The organism is Streptosporangium nanhuense, assembly GCF_059358815.1.
The window spans coordinates 116,234-132,952 of sequence record NZ_JCADBG010000013.1 but is presented as its reverse complement, the minus strand read 5'-3'; the positions used below and the strand labels follow the sequence as shown (position 1 = coordinate 132,952).

Annotated in this window: 18 protein-coding genes and 1 pseudogene; 9 read left to right on the top strand and 10 right to left on the bottom strand. The window is 67.7% G+C overall.

The genetic code is table 11. The annotated features are described in order from the left end of the window. Positions 1-350: 350 nt before the first annotated feature. A complete protein-coding gene (locus tag AC5L38_RS24695) occupies positions 351-1,604 on the top strand; it encodes an SGNH/GDSL hydrolase family protein (RefSeq protein WP_495245191.1) in 1,254 nt (417 codons plus the stop codon). A 227-nt stretch (positions 1,605-1,831) separates the two neighbouring features. On the opposite strand, the gene AC5L38_RS24690 is transcribed toward AC5L38_RS24695, so the two are convergent. The 3 genes from AC5L38_RS24690 to AC5L38_RS24680 form a co-directional block, all read right to left on the bottom strand. Continuing rightward, positions 1,832-2,809: an FkbM family methyltransferase gene (locus AC5L38_RS24690; RefSeq protein WP_495245190.1), complete on the bottom strand. Its 978-nt coding sequence runs from the start codon at positions 2,807-2,809 to the stop codon at positions 1,832-1,834. Between the two features lie 482 nt (positions 2,810-3,291). After that, positions 3,292-4,980, bottom strand: coding sequence for a glucuronoarabinoxylan endo-1,4-beta-xylanase XynC (gene xynC / locus AC5L38_RS24685; protein WP_495245189.1), 1,689 nt, complete (start codon positions 4,978-4,980; stop codon positions 3,292-3,294). Between the two features lie 505 nt (positions 4,981-5,485). Next, positions 5,486-6,121, bottom strand: coding sequence for a hypothetical protein (locus AC5L38_RS24680; RefSeq protein WP_495245188.1), 636 nt, complete (start codon positions 6,119-6,121; stop codon positions 5,486-5,488). 187 nt (positions 6,122-6,308) lie between these two features. Between AC5L38_RS24680 and AC5L38_RS24675 the strand changes: the two genes are divergently transcribed. Together AC5L38_RS24675 and AC5L38_RS24670 are read left to right on the top strand one after the other, a co-directional pair. Continuing rightward, on the top strand, positions 6,309-7,508 hold the full coding sequence (locus AC5L38_RS24675; protein WP_495245187.1) for a sensor histidine kinase: 1,200 nt from the start codon (positions 6,309-6,311) through the stop codon (positions 7,506-7,508). Continuing rightward, entirely contained in the window at positions 7,505-8,110 is a 606-nt protein-coding gene (locus AC5L38_RS24670) for a response regulator transcription factor (protein ID WP_495245186.1), read from the top strand. Before AC5L38_RS24675 ends, AC5L38_RS24670 begins: the two co-directional genes overlap by 4 nt. 234 nt (positions 8,111-8,344) lie before the next feature. Here AC5L38_RS24670 and AC5L38_RS24665 read toward each other — a convergent pair whose 3' ends face one another. Beyond that, entirely contained in the window at positions 8,345-8,869 is a 525-nt protein-coding gene (locus AC5L38_RS24665) for a hypothetical protein (protein WP_495245185.1), read from the bottom strand. A 137-nt stretch (positions 8,870-9,006) separates the two neighbouring features. Then, entirely contained in the window at positions 9,007-9,510 is a 504-nt protein-coding gene (locus AC5L38_RS24660) for a type II toxin-antitoxin system PemK/MazF family toxin (protein ID WP_495245184.1), read from the bottom strand. A gap of 248 nt (positions 9,511-9,758) precedes the next feature. On the opposite strand from AC5L38_RS24660, the gene AC5L38_RS24655 reads away from it, so the two are divergent. From AC5L38_RS24655 to mltG, 3 genes are all read left to right on the top strand, one after another. After that, the gene (locus AC5L38_RS24655) at positions 9,759-10,220 is read left to right on the top strand and encodes a hypothetical protein (RefSeq protein ID WP_495245183.1); all 462 of its coding nucleotides are present in this window, start codon (positions 9,759-9,761) and stop codon (positions 10,218-10,220) included. A 222-nt stretch (positions 10,221-10,442) separates the two neighbouring features. Next, positions 10,443-10,955 carry a SigE family RNA polymerase sigma factor gene (locus AC5L38_RS24650; protein WP_495245182.1) on the top strand — a complete coding sequence of 171 codons (513 nt, stop codon included), beginning with the start codon at positions 10,443-10,445 and terminating at the stop codon, positions 10,953-10,955. Beyond that, positions 10,952-11,911: an endolytic transglycosylase MltG gene (gene mltG / locus AC5L38_RS24645; RefSeq protein ID WP_495245181.1), complete on the top strand. Its 960-nt coding sequence runs from the start codon at positions 10,952-10,954 to the stop codon at positions 11,909-11,911. The genes AC5L38_RS24650 and mltG overlap by 4 nt, the downstream gene beginning before the upstream one ends. A 229-nt stretch (positions 11,912-12,140) precedes the next feature. Here the strand turns inward: mltG and AC5L38_RS24640 are convergent, their stop codons facing one another. Beyond that, on the bottom strand, positions 12,141-12,671 hold the full coding sequence (locus AC5L38_RS24640; protein ID WP_495245180.1) for a DUF6461 domain-containing protein: 531 nt from the start codon (positions 12,669-12,671) through the stop codon (positions 12,141-12,143). Positions 12,672-13,183: 512 nt separating this feature from the next. Between AC5L38_RS24640 and AC5L38_RS24635 the strand changes: the two genes are divergently transcribed. Next, the gene (locus tag AC5L38_RS24635) at positions 13,184-13,327 is read left to right on the top strand and encodes a hypothetical protein (protein ID WP_495245179.1); all 144 of its coding nucleotides are present in this window, start codon (positions 13,184-13,186) and stop codon (positions 13,325-13,327) included. Between the two features lie 68 nt (positions 13,328-13,395). On the opposite strand, the gene AC5L38_RS24630 is transcribed toward AC5L38_RS24635, so the two are convergent. The 4 genes and pseudogenes from AC5L38_RS24630 to AC5L38_RS24615 all read right to left on the bottom strand — a co-directional run bounded on the left by AC5L38_RS24630 (position 13,396) and on the right by AC5L38_RS24615 (position 15,730). After that, positions 13,396-13,992, bottom strand: coding sequence for a hypothetical protein (locus AC5L38_RS24630; protein ID WP_495245178.1), 597 nt, complete (start codon positions 13,990-13,992; stop codon positions 13,396-13,398). Positions 13,993-14,208: 216 nt separating this feature from the next. Continuing rightward, positions 14,209-14,524 (bottom strand): annotated as a pseudogene (locus AC5L38_RS24625) (transposase); the annotation flags it as partial. Between the two features lie 75 nt (positions 14,525-14,599). After that, the gene (locus AC5L38_RS24620; protein ID WP_495245177.1) at positions 14,600-15,088 is read right to left on the bottom strand and encodes a DUF4265 domain-containing protein; all 489 of its coding nucleotides are present in this window, start codon (positions 15,086-15,088) and stop codon (positions 14,600-14,602) included. 423 nt (positions 15,089-15,511) lie between these two features. Then, positions 15,512-15,730 carry a hypothetical protein gene (locus AC5L38_RS24615; protein ID WP_495245176.1) on the bottom strand — a complete coding sequence of 73 codons (219 nt, stop codon included), beginning with the start codon at positions 15,728-15,730 and terminating at the stop codon, positions 15,512-15,514. Between the two features lie 163 nt (positions 15,731-15,893). On the opposite strand from AC5L38_RS24615, the gene AC5L38_RS24610 reads away from it, so the two are divergent. Together AC5L38_RS24610 and AC5L38_RS24605 are read left to right on the top strand one after the other, a co-directional pair. Beyond that, the gene (locus AC5L38_RS24610) at positions 15,894-16,484 is read left to right on the top strand and encodes a hypothetical protein (protein WP_495245175.1); all 591 of its coding nucleotides are present in this window, start codon (positions 15,894-15,896) and stop codon (positions 16,482-16,484) included. Beyond that, positions 16,481-16,699, top strand: a complete 219-nt coding sequence (locus AC5L38_RS24605; protein ID WP_495245174.1) for a hypothetical protein — start codon at positions 16,481-16,483, stop codon at positions 16,697-16,699. Before AC5L38_RS24610 ends, AC5L38_RS24605 begins: the two co-directional genes overlap by 4 nt. Positions 16,700-16,719: the final 20 nt, after the last annotated feature.

The window sequence follows — 16,719 nt, the reverse complement described above, 5'->3', positions numbered from 1 at the left end:
TCGTCTCATCGCGATTACCGCGGTTTTCGCGGTTACCGAGCGCGGATGGGACGCGGAACCAGATCGAGGGGCGAGCCGGCGACCGGTGGGCCGGCGACCGGTCCGACGGCACTCCCCGACGGCACTCCCGGCGTCGCGGGCGGCGGATCGGCGAGCAGAGCGGGAGCGCGCACAGGCGGAGCCGCCTCCGTCTAGCCCGGGGCGGACAAACACGTGCTTGATGACCAAGACGATGTGAGATATCAACGAAACACGAGCGGGGCTCATAGAAATCTTGACGCCATCAGCGCGGCGTGTTGTGATCTAGCCAGTCATATTTTCATGCTCATTTAGTAGGAAATGGGGCAGTCGTGAGGGTTCTACGGCGTGCGGCCGCGATGGTCGCGCTCCTGGTGGGTGCGGTCGGCATCCAGGTCATCCAGGGCGGAGCGGCGCAGGCGGCCCTGCCCACCGCCGCCGTCGCCCTCGGCGACAGCTTCATCAGCGGGGAGGGCGCGGGAGACTACCAACCCGTCGTCGACACCTCCGGAACGGCACAGGGCTTCCCCGGCTGGTCGGCGGCGAACAACAACGCCTACTTCTGTCACCGGTCGGCGAACGCCTCACTCCTCAAGGCGTCGCTCCCCGGCGTCCAGGACCGCTTCAACCTCGCGTGCTCCGGCGGCCAGCCCGCCGACATCGCCAACGCCTCCAGCGCTCGGCCCAAGGGTCGCTCCGTCGCCTCGCAGCTCGACCAGCTGCGCGCCGTCGCCCAGACCCACGACATCGACGTCGTCCTCATCGGCCTCGGCTCCAACAACAGCCAGTTCACCTTCGGCGACGTGGCCACGCTGTGCGCCAACCGCTTCATCGCCGACGCCTGGACGGGCTGGTGGGAGTTCTGGGCCTACCTGGGCGGCGACGTGCCGCAGGAGCCCTGCACCGTCTCGGACCTCGCCTCCGACGCCGAGGTCGCGGCCGCCACCACCGAGACCACCGCCGCCCTGCGCCAGATCCTCGACACCCTCGCCCAGATCGACGCCGACGGCGTCCACCAGGTGGTCCTGCAGAACTACACCAACCCGCTGCCGCTCGACGTCGCCCCGCAGTATCGGGACGAGGACAACCGCACCGACACCCGCGACAAGTTCCGCGACCTCGGCGCCGAACGGTACGCCGCCGGCTGCCCGATCCACCGCGCGAGCCTCGCCCCCGGGCACGTGTTCTCCCAGAACCTCGGCAACCTGGTCAGGAACGCCTACAACACGCTGGCGGCCGAGCGTCCGGCGGCCGACCTGCGCGTGCTCGACGTCCAGAAGGCCTTCGACGGGGCCCGGCTCTGCGAGAACCCCGGCAGCCCGGGGAACGCGCTCGCCACACCGGTCCGGATCCAGGAGTCGCCGAACGGCAACTTCGTCAACAGCCTGTCCGGCTGGGACAAGATCCGCGTCCAGAAGGCGGCGAACACCTGCGTCACCTACTTCCAGACCTGCCAGGAAGCGTGGCACCCCAACGCCGCGGGCCACGTCGTCCTGGGTCAGTGCCTGACCGGCGCCCTCACCGCCGCGCCCCGTACGGTCATCACGTGCGCCCGTAACGCGAACGGCACGCTGACCATCTCCTGACGTCCCGTCTCCTTCCGGATCCTCTCGAAGCTCGACGGCGCGCGTCCCACCTCCGGGGCGTGCGCCGTCTCGCGTACCGCGACCGCTCACCGCACCGTCTCAACCGCGATCGGCCCTCACGTGGCCTCCTCGCCCGCCTCCACTTCGGCGAGCACCTCCACTTCGGCGAGCAGGGCGAACACAGGGCGAGCAGGGCGAGCAGGGGGCCGGGCCGGACAACGCAGCGCTCAGTCGAGGCCGTGCCACTGCCGGACCGCATCCCGATGCTCCCGCCGGCCGATCGCCACGAGGTTGGAGCGGTAGAGGCCGATCGCGCCGGGGGTGTCGAGGTCGGCTCGCGTGCACGGCCGCAGGACGTCGTCCAGCTCGTCCACCAGGAACACCCAGGGATAGTGGGCGAAGACGAGGTCGAGCAGCTCGCCCGCCTCGCAGCCGCAGTTCGCCTGAAGCTCGGGGTGCAGCTCGAACAGCAGCGTCGGCAGGGTGGTCAGGGTCCGGGCCGCGCCCCGCAGCACGAACCCCTCGTACCCCTCGACGTCGATCTTGATGATGTCGGGCGGGCCGAGGCGATTGTCGGCGAGGTAGGCGTCGATCGACGTCATCGGCATGGTGACCGTGCCCGCGGGCGTCCCGACGTTCGCCGCCGCGGCCGAGTGCTTGCCGGACTGCTCGCCCGACAGGTGCACGGTCAGCTCGCCGGGCGAGGCCCCCACGGCCATCGGTTCCACGGTCACGCGGTCGGTCAGATCGTTGCGCTCCACGTTGCGTCGTAGGTAGGCGACGTTCTCCGGCACCGGCTCAAAAGCGATCAATCTGCCGCCCTGGGAAAGGTGCGCGCCGCCGGTGCAGGCGTAGACACCGATGTTCGCCCCGACATCGAGTATCGAACGGCTTACCGAGGCCAGCCGCTCGAAAACGCCGACCTCGAACTCCTCGTAATATCCCGCCGAGATCGAAGGCATGATCGTCGCGTCCCATATCGGGCCGGTCAGCACGACACCCCGGTAACGCGCCTCGGCATCGCGATTCCCGGTGGTGACGCCCAGCCGGAACACCGTGTGATAGAGCCGGTTGACCAGGGGAAAACGCCGGACGCTACGGCCGCGCAGTAGCGTGCGGGCCATCCGGCTCCTGTTCGCGGCCCTGGCCGCCCGCATCACCCTGATGGCGAGGTCCTGCCGTAGTCTCCTCATCGACATGGCCATGATGTGAAGTTTGACTTGATCACAACTCATACAGGCAAAAATCCAGAAAGCGTCAGCGGCCGGTTCCCGGAGGCGGAATGGAACCGAACAGCTCATTCTTTTGACGGCGGAAGACTTCGTTCGAGGCCATCCGGATCGAAATCACGTTGGGACACCCATATGTGTCTGACAACCAGTCGTGAGCCGAGGTACGGATCCAGGCAGGAGATGCTTCGCGGGAGCCGCGCGACATCGGGCGACCCCGGTTCGGACCCGTCCTCCACATCGGGGAGCCTGGTGAACCCGGACGAGCCGGAAGCAGCCGTGCGGGCCGTCCGGCGAGCGTTGAAAGGCTCCGACGCCTCGGACCCGGACAGCCGCCACAGGGAGTTCGACGAGTCGGACACTTTCTGCCTTCAGGCCTCCTGTCTGGCGGACCTGCTGGAGAACACGGTGCTTGCGGATGCGGCCCCTCCCGTCGTCGGAGGGACCGCACCCGTCGGTCAGACCACGGTGCAGGCGATGCCGTTGAGGGTGAAGGCGGTCGGTTCGGCGGTGTTGCCGGTGTGGGTGGCCTGGAAGCCGATCTCGACGGTGGCCCCGGGCGCGAGCGCGCCGTTGTGGCTGACGTTGGCGGCGCTCACCTGGCCGCTGGAGGGCGTGTAGGTGGCGTTCCAGCCCGAGGTGATGGACTGGCCGGAGGGCAGGGTGAAGACCAGCGTCCAGCCGTTGATCGTCGAGGTCCCGGTGTTGGTGATGCTGATGGCGGCGGTGAACCCGTTGTTCCAGGCGTTCACGGTGTAGGCGACCCGGGGGCCGCTGCCGGGCGTCGGGGTGGGCGTCGGGGTCGGGCTCGGAGTGGGGGTCGGGGTGGGACCGGAGCCCAGGCTGGTCACGAAGGTCATCACACTTCGGGCGGGAAGCGTGACGGTGAGGGAGCCGTTCGACATGGTGGTCGTCGACTGGGGCGCGACGTTCCTGCTCGCGTCGGTCAGCCAGGACGAGACCGTGGACGATCCGGTGTTGTTCGCCAGGGTGAACTGCTGGCTCACCGCGGAGGTGCCCTTGTTGACGGCGACGATGACGATCGTGGGGTTACTGCCGCCCCGGTACGCCGAGACGTAGACGTTCGACGCCGGGTTCGCCGTCGCGTCGACCCGCACGTATCCGGGGCGGACGAACCTGGCGAAGTGCGCCATCATCGCGCCGCGCTTGCTGATCTGGCCGTCCTCCCGCATGGGGCCGTAGCCGCGCCGGATGTACCACCAGATGTACGCCTGGAACTCGGCGTCCACCATGGCGCGGTGGATGTGCTCGCCCACGTCGAGCGCCTGGGGCCAGAGGTCGGCCGAGTCGCTGCTGTTGGGGTGGTAGACCTCGGTCATCCAGAGTTCCTTGCCCGCGCCCTTCTGCTTGAAGAGGGGGTAGGGGAAGTTCGAGAACTGCGTGCCGTAGAGGTGGGCGCCGAGGATGTCCATGTTGGCGAGCGCCGTGGGATCGTTGAGGATCGGGTCCGAGATGTTCTTCAGGTACTGGAAGGACTCGGGCGCGATGACCCTGGTGTTGATCGAGCCGGCGTTCTCCCGCATAAACCGGAGGATCTCGGCGGGAGTCCACCACGTCCAGTCGTGCGCGTAGTCGGGCTCGTTCTGCACGGATATGCCGTACAGGTTCACCCCGTTGTTGCGCAGGTGCGTGCTGAAGTCGTTCAGGTGCTGGGCGTAGGCCGCGTACATGTTGGACCTGAGGCGTTTGGCGTTGGTCTGGCTGCCGCGGGTGAAGGTCTCGACCATGGCGGCGGGGGGATTCCACGGCGACGCGATGACGGACGCCCCGAGCTCGATCGCGCGCCTCGCCGTCGCCACGTCACGGCTCCAGTCCGCCTGGTTCTCGGGTACGGGAATCCTCAGCACGGAGAACCCGAGCCGGCCCTCGCCGGTGCCGAACGCCGTTTCCCGCTGGGCGGCCGTCAGGTCGCCGATCCAGGACGCGAAGGTCATGCCGCCGAAGCCCCGGATCGTCTGCCGCTGCGCCGACGGATCGATGACCGCCGTGGCGGCCGCGGCCTCCGAGGCCCCCATGACCGTGCCCGCGGCCGTGAGGATCGGCAGAGCCCCCATCGTCGTCAGGATGGTTCTCCGGCTCAACGGCTTCCGCTCGCCGCTCACGGGCTCGTTCTGCTCTTGCGTCATGTCTCGTCCTTCTGCCTGTCGGTGCTGATCCGCGCCTTCCGAGCCCCGTTGCACCCGCCCGGCGCCGGTTCCCGGCGTCGTCACGATCCGGCGTCGTCATGATCGTCATGATCCGGCGTCGTCATGAGGTGAACCTTGATCGTGTTACCGCTAACACGAACGGCTGCCATCGGCCCCCGAAATTGTTGGCGTTAACATCTCCCCGTACGAACCGGCACGCGAGTGCGGCGGCGATGCGGACCGCTCAGGTGGTCGCGCGAAGGGGTGACACTCCAGCGGAGTGTGGTTCCGTCCCGGCGGGCGGGTCAAGCACGGGGCGGGCCGACGAGCAGACGAACTGCGTGAACCCCTCGCCGAGCCGTGAAAATTTCAGATCGGGAACCCGCGGTCCCGCCTCGCTTCCGCGGTCGAAGGGACAGCGCTCCTCCCCGGCTACCGTCCTGCGTATCTCTCGACGCGTCGATACCGGGCTTGATTACCACAAATAACCCAGATTTCAGCCGACCTACCACCCGAAGATCAACTCGGTGGCGATCACTATGTCGAGGACACCGCACCATTCGGCGAAGGACCGGGCCACCACCTTGTCCCGCCGAAGGTGGACGAAGTCCCAGACGCCGTGGAAGAGCCATCCGGCCGCCACCAGGTAGCGGCCCAGATCCGGATGCACGGCCAGCCCGAGCAGCCCGAGCGCGCCGAAGGCGAGCATCCCCAGCGCCTGCACCTGGAACGTCCCGGACCGGAACACCTGCCCGTCCACGACGCTCCAGAACAGGACGATCAGCGCGATGGCGGAGAACACGGCGGCCGGTTCGATCACGTCCAGCCCGCGCAGCGCGACGACGCCGGCCATCCCGCCCACGAGCAGCGGCCACGTCGCCCGGCGCGCCTCCAGCTTGGCGACCACCAGGTACAGCAACGGCAGGAGCAGGAGGATCGACGCGAACGACGCCACCCCCTCGTCCGACCCGGTGCCGCCGAAGGTCACCGCGGAAAGCGCCAGCGCCAGCGCCGTGGGCCAGCGGTCGAGCAACCGGCGGACCCGGTGCCCGCGTCCATGGGGCACGCTCGCCATGGGGTTCCTCCCGGTGGGGTGATGGGTGACAGGTGACTGGTCGTGGTGCGCGGGCGAGGCGTCCATGCGGTTTCTCCCTACGGGGGCGGGGTATCTTCCGCGCCCAGCCTGGCCGCTGGAGGCAGCCGCCAGTAGTGCCGGAACCGCAGGCGTACACGTGGCTTTGTCACTAGATCTCGTGACAACTGTCATGAACCGACCGCGGCGGAAACCGCGACCGGCCCGCGACGCGGCGTACTGTCACAATGACCGTGTGCGTGACCACGGGACCGACGGTGAGACGGCGGCACTCCGGAGCTTCCGCCGCTACACCTGGTGGAGCCTCATAGGCACCACCTCGTCCTTTCTGGTCGCCGTGGCCGGCGCGGGGCTCCTGGCCTCCGGCGTACCGCTCTGGGCCAGGGGCGCGGGCGCCGCCGCGCTGACCGTGACAGCCGTGTGCTGCGCGGTGCTGCTGCACCGCCGGCTGGCATCCGACCCCGCCGTACCCGGCGAGTGCCCCGGCCGCCCGCCCGTGGCGTGGACGGCCGCGGGTTTCGCCGGTACGGCCACGCTCGGCGGCGTTCTGCTGGCCGTACGGGACGACGCGCTGTGGGCGCTGGCCCCGGCGATGACGGTGTCGGTCGTCGCGACGTTCCTGCCGCCGCCGCGCCGGTGGGCGCTGATCGCCGTGGCGACGGCCGCCGCGGCCGTGCCGGGCGCGGTCGCGGGAGGCGACGACCCGGTGCGCGCGGTGCTGTTCCCGCCGGGACTGGTCGCGTTCAGCGCCTGGGTCACGCTCGGCTCGCTGTGGGCGTGGGACATCGCGGAACGGCTGAACACGGCACGCCGCCTGGACGGGGAGCTGGCGGTCACCCGGGAACGGCTGCGCTTCGCCGCCGACCTGCACGACATCCAGGGCCACCACCTACAGGTGATCGCGCGCAAGAGCGAACTGGCCGCGCGGCTGGCGGCGGCCGACCCGGCCCGCGCGACCGAGGAGATGCTGGAGGTGCAGCGGCTCGCCGTCGACGCGCTCTCGGACACGCGGGCCGTCGTGCAGGGCTACCGCCGTACGACACTGGACGCGGAGCTGGCCAACGCGGGCCGGGTGCTCGCCGCGGCCGACATCCGGGTCCGGATGAACGTCGAGCCCGCCGCGAGCACCAGGCCGCTTCCCGACGCCGACCGGCACCTGCTCGGGCTGGTCGTGCGCGAGGCCACCACCAACGTGCTGCGCCACAGCCGGGCACACGCCGCCGAGGTCGACTACCGCCTCACGGACGGCCTGGCCCGGTTGCGGGTGCGCAACGACGGCACGACCGGCCCGCCCGGCTCGGGGGCGGGCACCGGGCTGCGCACCCTGGCCGACCGGCTGCGGGCCGCCGGCGGCGAGCTGACCTGGGAGCACGAACACGAAAGCTTCGTCGTGACCGCCTGCCTGCCGGTCGACGCGAGCGCGGAGGCGCGATGATCCGGCTGCTGATCGCCGACGACGAGGACCTGCTGCGCAGCGCCCTGGCCGCGCTGCTCGCGCTGGAACCCGACCTCACCGTGGTCGCCGAGGCCGCCACGTCCACCGACGCGGTACGGCTGGCCCGCGAGCACCGCCCCGACATCGCGGTGCTCGACCTGGAGATGCCGCCCGCCGACGGGTTGCACGCCGCCGCGCGGATCATGGCCGCGCTGCCCGGTGCCCGGGTCGTCCTGGTCACCCGGCACGCGCGGCCGGGGGTGCTGCGCCGCGCCCTCGCGGCCGGCGTCAGCGGGTTCGTGCCCAAGACCACGACGGCGTCCCGGCTCGCCGAGATCATCCGCGACGTCGCCGCGGGCCGACGGTACATCGACACCGACATCGCCGCATCCGCCCTGACCGAAGGCCCCTGCCCGCTCACCGACCGGGAACTCGACGTGCTGCGTGCCTGCCGTGCCGGGGCGTCGGTCGCGGAGATCGCCGCCCAGGTGCACCTCGCGCCCGGCACGGTGCGCAACTACCTGTCGGCGGCCATGTCCAAACTGGGCGTCGGCTCCCGCCACGCCGCCGCCCACCGCGCCTGGGAGGAAGGCTGGATCTGATCCGCGGAACGAGCCGCCCACACCGTCATGGCGCTCACCCCGGCCGGCGGCCTCGGCCCGGATCCCATGTCAGTCCAGCGGCTGGTACGGCTCCCATCGGTTGCCCGCCGGGTTCGACCACCACGGCGACGACCAGCACGAGCGTCAGCCGGTGACGCCATGTCCGTCCGGGTCCGACCGCGGCGAATCCTTCCCGATCACCCGTCCCCCGCGACATGTCACGGGCCGGACCGGTCACGACTCGGTGTCCTCCCAGTGCGGGGTGTGCGATTCGATGTCCTCCGGCACGCGGATCCGCCCGTCCAGGAGAACGAGGGGTGCGATCTCGGTGCTCTCGTGGAAGCGCGTGTAACCGACGAAGGACTCGACACCGCCGGCACGCGCGCCGGCCGAACGCCTGCCGAGCCAGTCCAGCAGTGTCCGGAGCCGGTAGAAGTCGTCGGGATGGAGTTCCTGGCGTACCGTCAGCGCCCAGCCGTCCGATCCCTCCCGCGCGACCAGCTCGGCGACGAGCGCGCCTCCCACTCGCCAGGCGGCGCCGCGCCGCGCGAACACGGGCTCCACCTCCGCGTCCTCCCACTCGCAGCCGGGGTCGCCGGGATCACCGAGCGGATAGGTCTCCACGTATCTGTCGGTGCCGATCGGCAGCCGCTCAGGTCGTGGCCCCTGCCCCAGATGCCACCGCAGCTCGGCGAGCTCGGCGTCGGTGACGTCGGCACGGATGTCCACCGACAGCACGAGCTCGTAGATGTCCGCCATCGGCACACCGTACCGTCGCGACGGGAGCGTCACCCACCGTCCCTTCCGGACACCGCCCCTTCCGGACGGCGAGATCACCGCGAGCGTGATCGCGGCGCTGGAGAGGGCCGTCCCGGCGGGAATCGAACGGGACGTCGTCAACGGCCGGGAGGGTGGACCCAGCCCGTCCGGTGCCGGCGCCTCACCAGCGACCAGGTCCCGTCGTCGCACGTACCCGCGCGCCGCCGGAAATCGTGATCGTCGACGAAGTACGGGGCGTCGAGATCGAGCCAGCTGTCCTTTCGCGCACGCCGGTCCCAGTGGGCGGTGGGAATGCTGACGCAGTTCATCCGATGCGATTTGTCCTGACTGGTAATTTTCAGAACCTCCACGCCCGCCGGATGGGTGCGAATCACCAGGCATGGCCTGATCTTTCCACCCGAGCCGTCGGAGAACGGCACACCGGCCCACCAGATGTCGCCGGGATGCGGGCGTGACTGCCAGGTCGGGTCGGGTGGCACCTCGTGCACCTGGGGCCCGGAGGGGCGGGGGGCACGGATCCAGCGAACAAGGCGAACAAAGACATATATGATCGCCACCCATATGCCAATGCCCACCAGAATGCTTAGCAATTCACCAATTTCCCCGAGGGCTTCAGTCATGGCTCACAACATACTCGGCAAGCACCGAATTCCAATCTTAGCTGGATATTTCATCTTTATGTATCCGGTGTAGAAGAACGCACCGGCGGAGCCCAGGCAGAAGATCGCCGGTACCCAGGACACCTGAATCGGCTCCCCGGCCCCCGGTCACCCTGGCTCGTGCCGCAGATCGTCCCTTCCCCACCGACGGAAGCTTTTCCTCCCCAACCCTTGACCTGCCCCCCAGGCTGCCCGAGACCATGTCGATCATGTGGTTCCTCCGCTTCCTCGCGATCGGGCTTCTCGGCGGGACCTTGATGATCCCGCTCCTGCACTCCCCACGGGACGACGGATTCGAGCATCTGCGCCTGGATGCGATCATGAGCCTGGAGATCGGCTGGTTTCTCACGGTCCCGATCTCGCTGGTGGCCGGAGCCTTGCGGGTCGGCTTTTTCGGCAAGCGGCCCCGGCCGACGCCTCCGGGCTTCGTCCTGGGAGGGATCACCATCGCGTTCGGAGCCCTAGTCCTGTCACAGGCGATGGCCACGTCACGATGGCTCAGCGGCTCGCCTGACGGAGTCGGCGACCCGGACGGCGAACACGTCCTGGCGGCGTTCGCCGAGCTTTCGGGAGTGGTGGCCCTGCTCGTCGGCGCGACGATCCTGGTCAGCCGGGGCGTCGCCGTCCGGCATTCGCGGAAGACGGTCGTCCCCGCACCCCCGAGCCGTTGATCAACGGAGAAAACCACGGAGGCGAGAGACCCGAACTCCTGACACCCTGCTCGCGAAGCCGCATGCCGACCTTGTATGCCCCACGAAGACACAGATCAGCGCCCCGATCGCGTTTCCCGTCCTGTCGAGCACGCGACAGGCACGTGCGAATCAGTTCGGCCATGCCGGCATAGACCGGCGCCCTGTCCGCGTCCTTGCTTGGTGACATCGCGAGGAGGACAGGTGGATCCAGGATTTGAGGCGGACTTCCGGGAGTTCGTCGTCGATCGATCGGGAGCGCTGTTCCGTACCGCGTACTTGCTGACCGGTGACCGGCACGCCGCCGAGGACCTGCTGCAGTCGGCGTTGGCGAAGACAGCGGTGAAGTGGCGCGGCCTGCGCGACCCGGCGGCCATCGAGGGTTACGTCCGCCGGGTCATGTACCACGAGCAGGTGAGCTGGTGGCGGCGCCGTTCCCGCGTCGCGGAGGTGTCCACCGGATGGCTGCCCGAACAGATCGGCGACGGGCACGCCGAGATGGTGGACCTTCGCCTGGTGATGCGCGCGGCTCTCGCCCGGCTGACACCCCGGCAGCGGACCATGCTCGTGCTGCGCTACTTCGAGGACCTGTCCGAGACCGAGATCGCGCGGCTGCTCGGTGTCAGGGTGGGGTCCGTGCGCAGCCAGATCTACCGGTCGTTGGAGCGTCTGAAGAAGGCCGCACCTGAACTGAGCACCGTGAGGGAGTTCGGATGAACATCGAGGATCTGCTGCGCGAGACCCTCTCCGACATGGCCCACGAGGAGCAGCCACCCCCACCGGGCCGGTTCTTCCATGTCGGCCGGGATCGATCCCGCCGGCGCGGCCTCGCCCTGACGGCAGCGGCGGCCGTGACCGTGATGGCGGTCGGATCCACGCTCGTGGTCCAGGGGCTGTCCTCTCCGGCGGCGGCCCCCAAGGACCTCACCGGGCGGGGCTCCGGCGAGACTCTCGCGGAGACCAGGCCGGGGCAGACCACCCTGACCGTGAAGGAAGGACAGCGGCTCACGCAGATCCTGAAGCAGCTGTCGACCGCCACCGGCAGACCGCTCGCGGAGTTCGAGCGGGCCGCCAGGGACACCGGCGCACTCGGCCTTCCGGCCTACGCCAAGGGCGCGCTGGAAGGATTCGCCTTCCCCGCGACCTACGAGGTCTCGCCCGCGTCGAGCCCCGGCGAACTCCTCGCCGCGATGGTGACACGCTTCAACCGCGCCGCCGAGAACAGCGACCTGGTGAAAGGTGCCAGGCACGTCGGCCGTACGCCGTTGGAGATCATGACCATCGCCAGCATCGTCCAGGCCGAGTCGACCGACAGGCGCGACATGCCCAAGATCGCGCGGGTTCTCCACAACCGGCTGAACCACACGCCCGAGATGATGCTGCAACTGGACAGCACGGTCATGTACGGCCTGAAAAAGCTCGGTGCGAGGGCCTCGAACGAGGATCTCAGGAGCAGGTCGCCGTACAACACCTATACGCACCTCGGCCTGCCGCCCGGTCCCATCGGCAACCCGGGTGCCGACGCCATCAAGGCCGCCCTGAAACCGGCCGCCGGGCCCTGGCTGTACTTCGTGAGGACCGATCCGGAGAAGGGCGTCACGAAGTTCGCCGACTCCGAATCCGAGTTCCTCAAGCTGGTCGAGGAATACGAGAAGAACCACAGGACGGGGTGACGGAGCGCCACAGTCCCCGGTTCACCGAACGGGCACGCTCCCTCTCCTCGTACCTCCATCGGGTCGCGACGACGCCCGGCCTGCGCGGCCGCCGCCGCATCCCTCGCGCCGCCAGCGTCGTTCTGGCGGCGCGGCCCGGTACGGCGGGTCGCGCGGACGGCGAGTGCCGGGTGCGGCGCGGCCCCGGTCCCGAACCGCCGTGGACCACAACGGGTGACCGGTCGTCCGGTCAGCTCGGGCAGTCGGTGGATCCGGTGATGGACGGTACGGCATGGTGGGCCGGTGTCAGGCTCACCCCCGTGGCCCGTACCGCCAGGACGAGCACGAGGTCTCTGGCGATCCGCGTGTCGGTGAACTCCTCCCCGTCCAGGGGCATGCCCAGATCTCGCATATGGGCCAGCAGGTAGTCCGGATCGCCGCCTTCCCGATCGTCGGGAAAGGACGGCTCGAACCTGGTGGCCACCAGCCCGTCGACCGAGTAGACGAACTCCTCGTCCATGGTGGTGCCGGTGACGAGCCTGGCTGTCTCCGTCCCCCGGGAGAGCACCTCCGGCATCTCGTAGCAGTGGTGGTCGAGCAGGACCGCCCCACCATCCGCCGCGTAAGCCTCGATGACCCAATCCCGGGACACGTCGCCAGGGGTGGCGCCGATCCGCCGCAGAGCCTCCGACGGCGACAGGCCCCGCACGAACGTCACTCCGAGGAAGTAGTCGCCGTTCATGTACTCCTCGATGAACCACGTGTAGTCCGCAACCGTCACACCGGTCCCCTTCCTGGACGCGACCGAATCACATCGATCGTCGCAGCGAAGACCGACACCTTGGTCAGTCGTGAGGGCATATCAACGGGTGCTGCCGCCCCCTCCGGAACAGGGCCGGAACGCAACCAAGAACTCGCCGTCGCAGACGACGCGGCCTCAATGATGCGCACCGTCCCAGCGGCCTGTCGCGTCTCGTGTGGACGCGTATGTTCCACCCTGTCTGCCGGTCCTGTGTGCAGATCAGCGACCATCGTGCGACTGCGCAGGCGGTGATTCGCTGGACGTGACCTGTGTCGATCAGCGAACGCCATCTGTCAGCCGAGGAACAAGCCGTCATCCTGGCCCTTCTCACGCAAGATTTCCCCGGCGTGGAGGAACTTCGCGCTCAGGTCCCTTCGGCAATCGTGGCCGGACGATGTGGGTGTGGATGTGCAACGGTGGATCTTCGAGCAGGAACAGGGTCACGTGCGCTCGCCTCCCCGGTACAAGACGGGGTATTGATCTCCGCCGGCGTGCGCGGGCGCAATGACGGTGTCCTGCTCTTCGTCGAGGACGGCCATCTTTCGTACCTTGAGGTCTACACCGTCGACGACGAGCCGGCCTCGCTCCCGCGGCCTGAAGATCTCACCCTTGACCCGCCAGGCTCCTGGGAGTGATGTGAACGACCTCGCCGAGCTACTCCGGTCCTGATAGCCCCTGGTGTCCGAGACGAACGAGCCACCTACTAGCCGTTGATCTGCCAGATGTACCAGGGACCGCCGATGTGGTCGTAGATGCCAGGTCCGTCGATGTCGTACGGATCACCGTTCGGAACCCAGGCTAGGCCATAACTAGTGAAAAACCCCGCGCCGTCGATCACGAAGCTGAAGGCGCTGGGGGATCCTTCAAGGTATTCGACGGGATATAGGCAGATCCAACTCCGCTTTCCAGGCGGCGTCCCCTCCGACATCGTCTTCGCGAAGTGGTCGAGGCAGGGGCGCGACAACTCGAAACGCATCTTGACCGGTGCGCCGACGTGGACCAGTGAGGCGACCAGCACCACGATCAGAGGCGGCACGGCCCAGAATGGCCGGTTTCGGCGCAGTGCGACCAGCCTCCCAGGCATAACAAGGAGGAGACCAAGCACGATCAACCATGCGACGCCGAACAAAAGCCAGCCGGGACCAACAAGCATGAACCATCCGTAGTGCCCCCCAGGAGCACTCGTCGCATATATCATCCCGAACCCCAACAATACGGCGATCGTCACCCATACCCCACCTTTGACATCAATGGGAGCACGCGGGTGGTGCACGTCAGGAAGATCATTCGTTGCGTCCACCGCATGATCGTAACTGTCGTTCGTGGTGATTCCGCCGTACTCATGTGTATGTTTTGTGCAGAATCTCAGCCGGAGTCGGGAGCGGATCAAAAGATTGGCTTCGCGCTGTTCCAGACAGTTCAATGCAGGTCAGCGGATGTGTGCGGTCCATCCTGAACGGCTCTGAACGCCCTGTATTGCAACCCGAAGCGCAATCCTGATGCCCGCTGGGGTCTGTCAATCAAACGTGTAACTGATCGTTTCGGTTGTCCACTTCTGGTCGGCTGACAGGCGTCCATCGAAGGTGGTCGCAAAGGCGTTGAGGGCAGCCTTCCATCGAGTGAACCAGCGTTTGCGACCTGTCGGTCGGGTCCAAGCTCATCATGGCCATATAGACGCACTTGAGCGCGGCCTGCTCGTTCGGAAAGTGGCCGCGGGCCTTGACCGCACGGCGGATGCGGGCGTTGACCGACTCGATCGCGTTGGTCGAGCAGATCACCCGGCGGATCTCGGCCTCGAATTTCAAGAAGGGCACGAACCCAGCCCAAGCGTCATTCTTCGCGTCCCGGCTCTTTCGGTGCTGGGTCTTCGTCTTGGGTGGAATCCAGATATCCAGGGCCAGGGGCATTCAGCCGAGATCAAGCGCGCGCCAGTCATCGGTGATGCAGCCTTCCTCGTAATCCCACCAGCCGTCCTGCCCCTCCTGAAGGAGCCGCTTCGCTCCGGCGAGGTCCGCTGTCGGAGGGATGTTCAGCGCCACCACGCCAAACCGCTCAAGCCCTTCCCCCTCGATCCCCAAGGGCGCGAAGAGATCAAGGACGTTCTCCAAGTCTCCTTCGAGATCGCCGTTGTCGTCTGGGATGACCCTGATCGTGCAGTTACCGGAGAACTCCACGACCTCCTTCGCCCACGCGACGCCTTCGGCATCCGTTTCAACGCGCACCACATCGCCACAGGCGACTCCGCGGACGAAGAAGGGGATGTTGTCCAGCCTCGCGCGGCCTGGACCCAGAGGAATCGCCCACAGACGCTCAGATCCTGCCGGCGGCCAGCCGTCGTCATCCTGCTGAAGCTCGAACACCACACGCACATGCGTGGTCGGAGCGCTTTGCGTCACCGCAACAGGATGCCCTACGGGGACAAATCATCCTGCGGGCGATCATAATGCGACAGACAGGACCTCAGAGCGGGCTTCTCCCGCGCCACCTGGGAAAACATGATCAATATCATCCCGCGAACACCGACTCAGGGCCGCTCACAGCGACATATGGCCGCACACCCCGGAAACGATCAACGGCGCCCGATCCGAGGGAAGTCCCTGGTCAGACGCCGTTTCTGGTGCTCGGCGGAGAGCGTGGGATTCGAACCCACGAGACCGGTCACCCGGCCTAGCGGTTTTCAAGACACCTGCCCGTTGCGTTGGTGGGCGTTGGTGTCTTGCGGGATCTTTCGAATGACCTGGTGAGGCGTCGTTCTATGCGTTGGCTAGAGATGGTGATCACTGACCATATTCGGTCCTGTTGTTCCCATCCTGTTCCCATCAATCTTTGATGCGGCCGGTCCGTCCCGCCCACGCGAGGATCTCGTCAGCCCACCAGTAGTCCGCGCCGGCCACCTTGCCGACGGCGGGCGGGAATGGCTCGACCTGCTTCGCCCCTGCTGCTCTCTTCCGCCAGGCGTTCACGGTGTTGATGCTCACGCCCAGAAGGACGGCGATGTCGCTCACTGCGACAGGGCGGCGGTCAGACGGATCACTCATGGTGTCAGTGTACGCATGTCAGGTGCGCACAGAAATAGGGTGCACCCAATCTGTTTACAGGTGCACCGAATCTGTGTACGGTCGGAAAAGCAAGACGGGCCAAGCCGGTGCTGCGAACCACCGACTCGGCCCTAGATCCACAACCGCACAGGGAAGTAGATCCATGCTCAACCTTAGAACCCTCTCCACCGGCACGGTTCACGCTGCGGCCGGCGAACTGCCCGCCTGCCCGACCCGCACGAAGACCGCCAACGCATACAGCCAGACCAGCGAGGCCGTCACCTGCGGGCACTGCCTCCGCCTGCTCGCCGAGGTCGAGCGGATCGAGGCCGAGACCGCCGGCGAGACCATCACCGGCCCTCGCCACCGGATCGCCACCGCTCGTCGACTGTTCTTCGCCACGCCCGCCGTGACCTTCCCCGACGAGGCGCCCGTCCACGGCAGAGACGACGTCGCGCCTAAGCTCGTCGCCGCCGCGAACCTCCCTGACATCAGCTGGGACGAGCAGCCCGCCGAGATCCGAGACGATCTGCTGCTCGTGGCGATGAGCTTGGGGATGATGTTGGGCCTCGAAGCAGTCGACGAGTACGGCTACGAATCCGCCGAGCGGATCATGTGGCGGATGAGCCGACGTGAGCTCACCACGCTCGACATTGCCGAGATGTCCGCGACGTTCCGGGACGTGTTCCTCCGCAGGCAGGACGCGAAACAGTGCTGCGAGGCCGACTGCCTGATGTGTCAGGCGGCGGCGTGAACGGCCACAGGTCGTGGTGCAAGGAGCACCAGGAGGGGTACTGCTACTCGACTCCCTCGGAGCCGGGCAAGGTCTACCTCCTGGCTGACCAGCTCGACGAGCAGCCCTACGTCTTCTTTTACATCGACGGCGATTCGCTGCCGGTCGACGCGGCCGAGAAGTTCGCTCAGGCGATCCTCGCCCAGGTCGCGCGCGCCCGAAGCACTTCCTCATAGCAAGACGGCAGCGGCCGGTG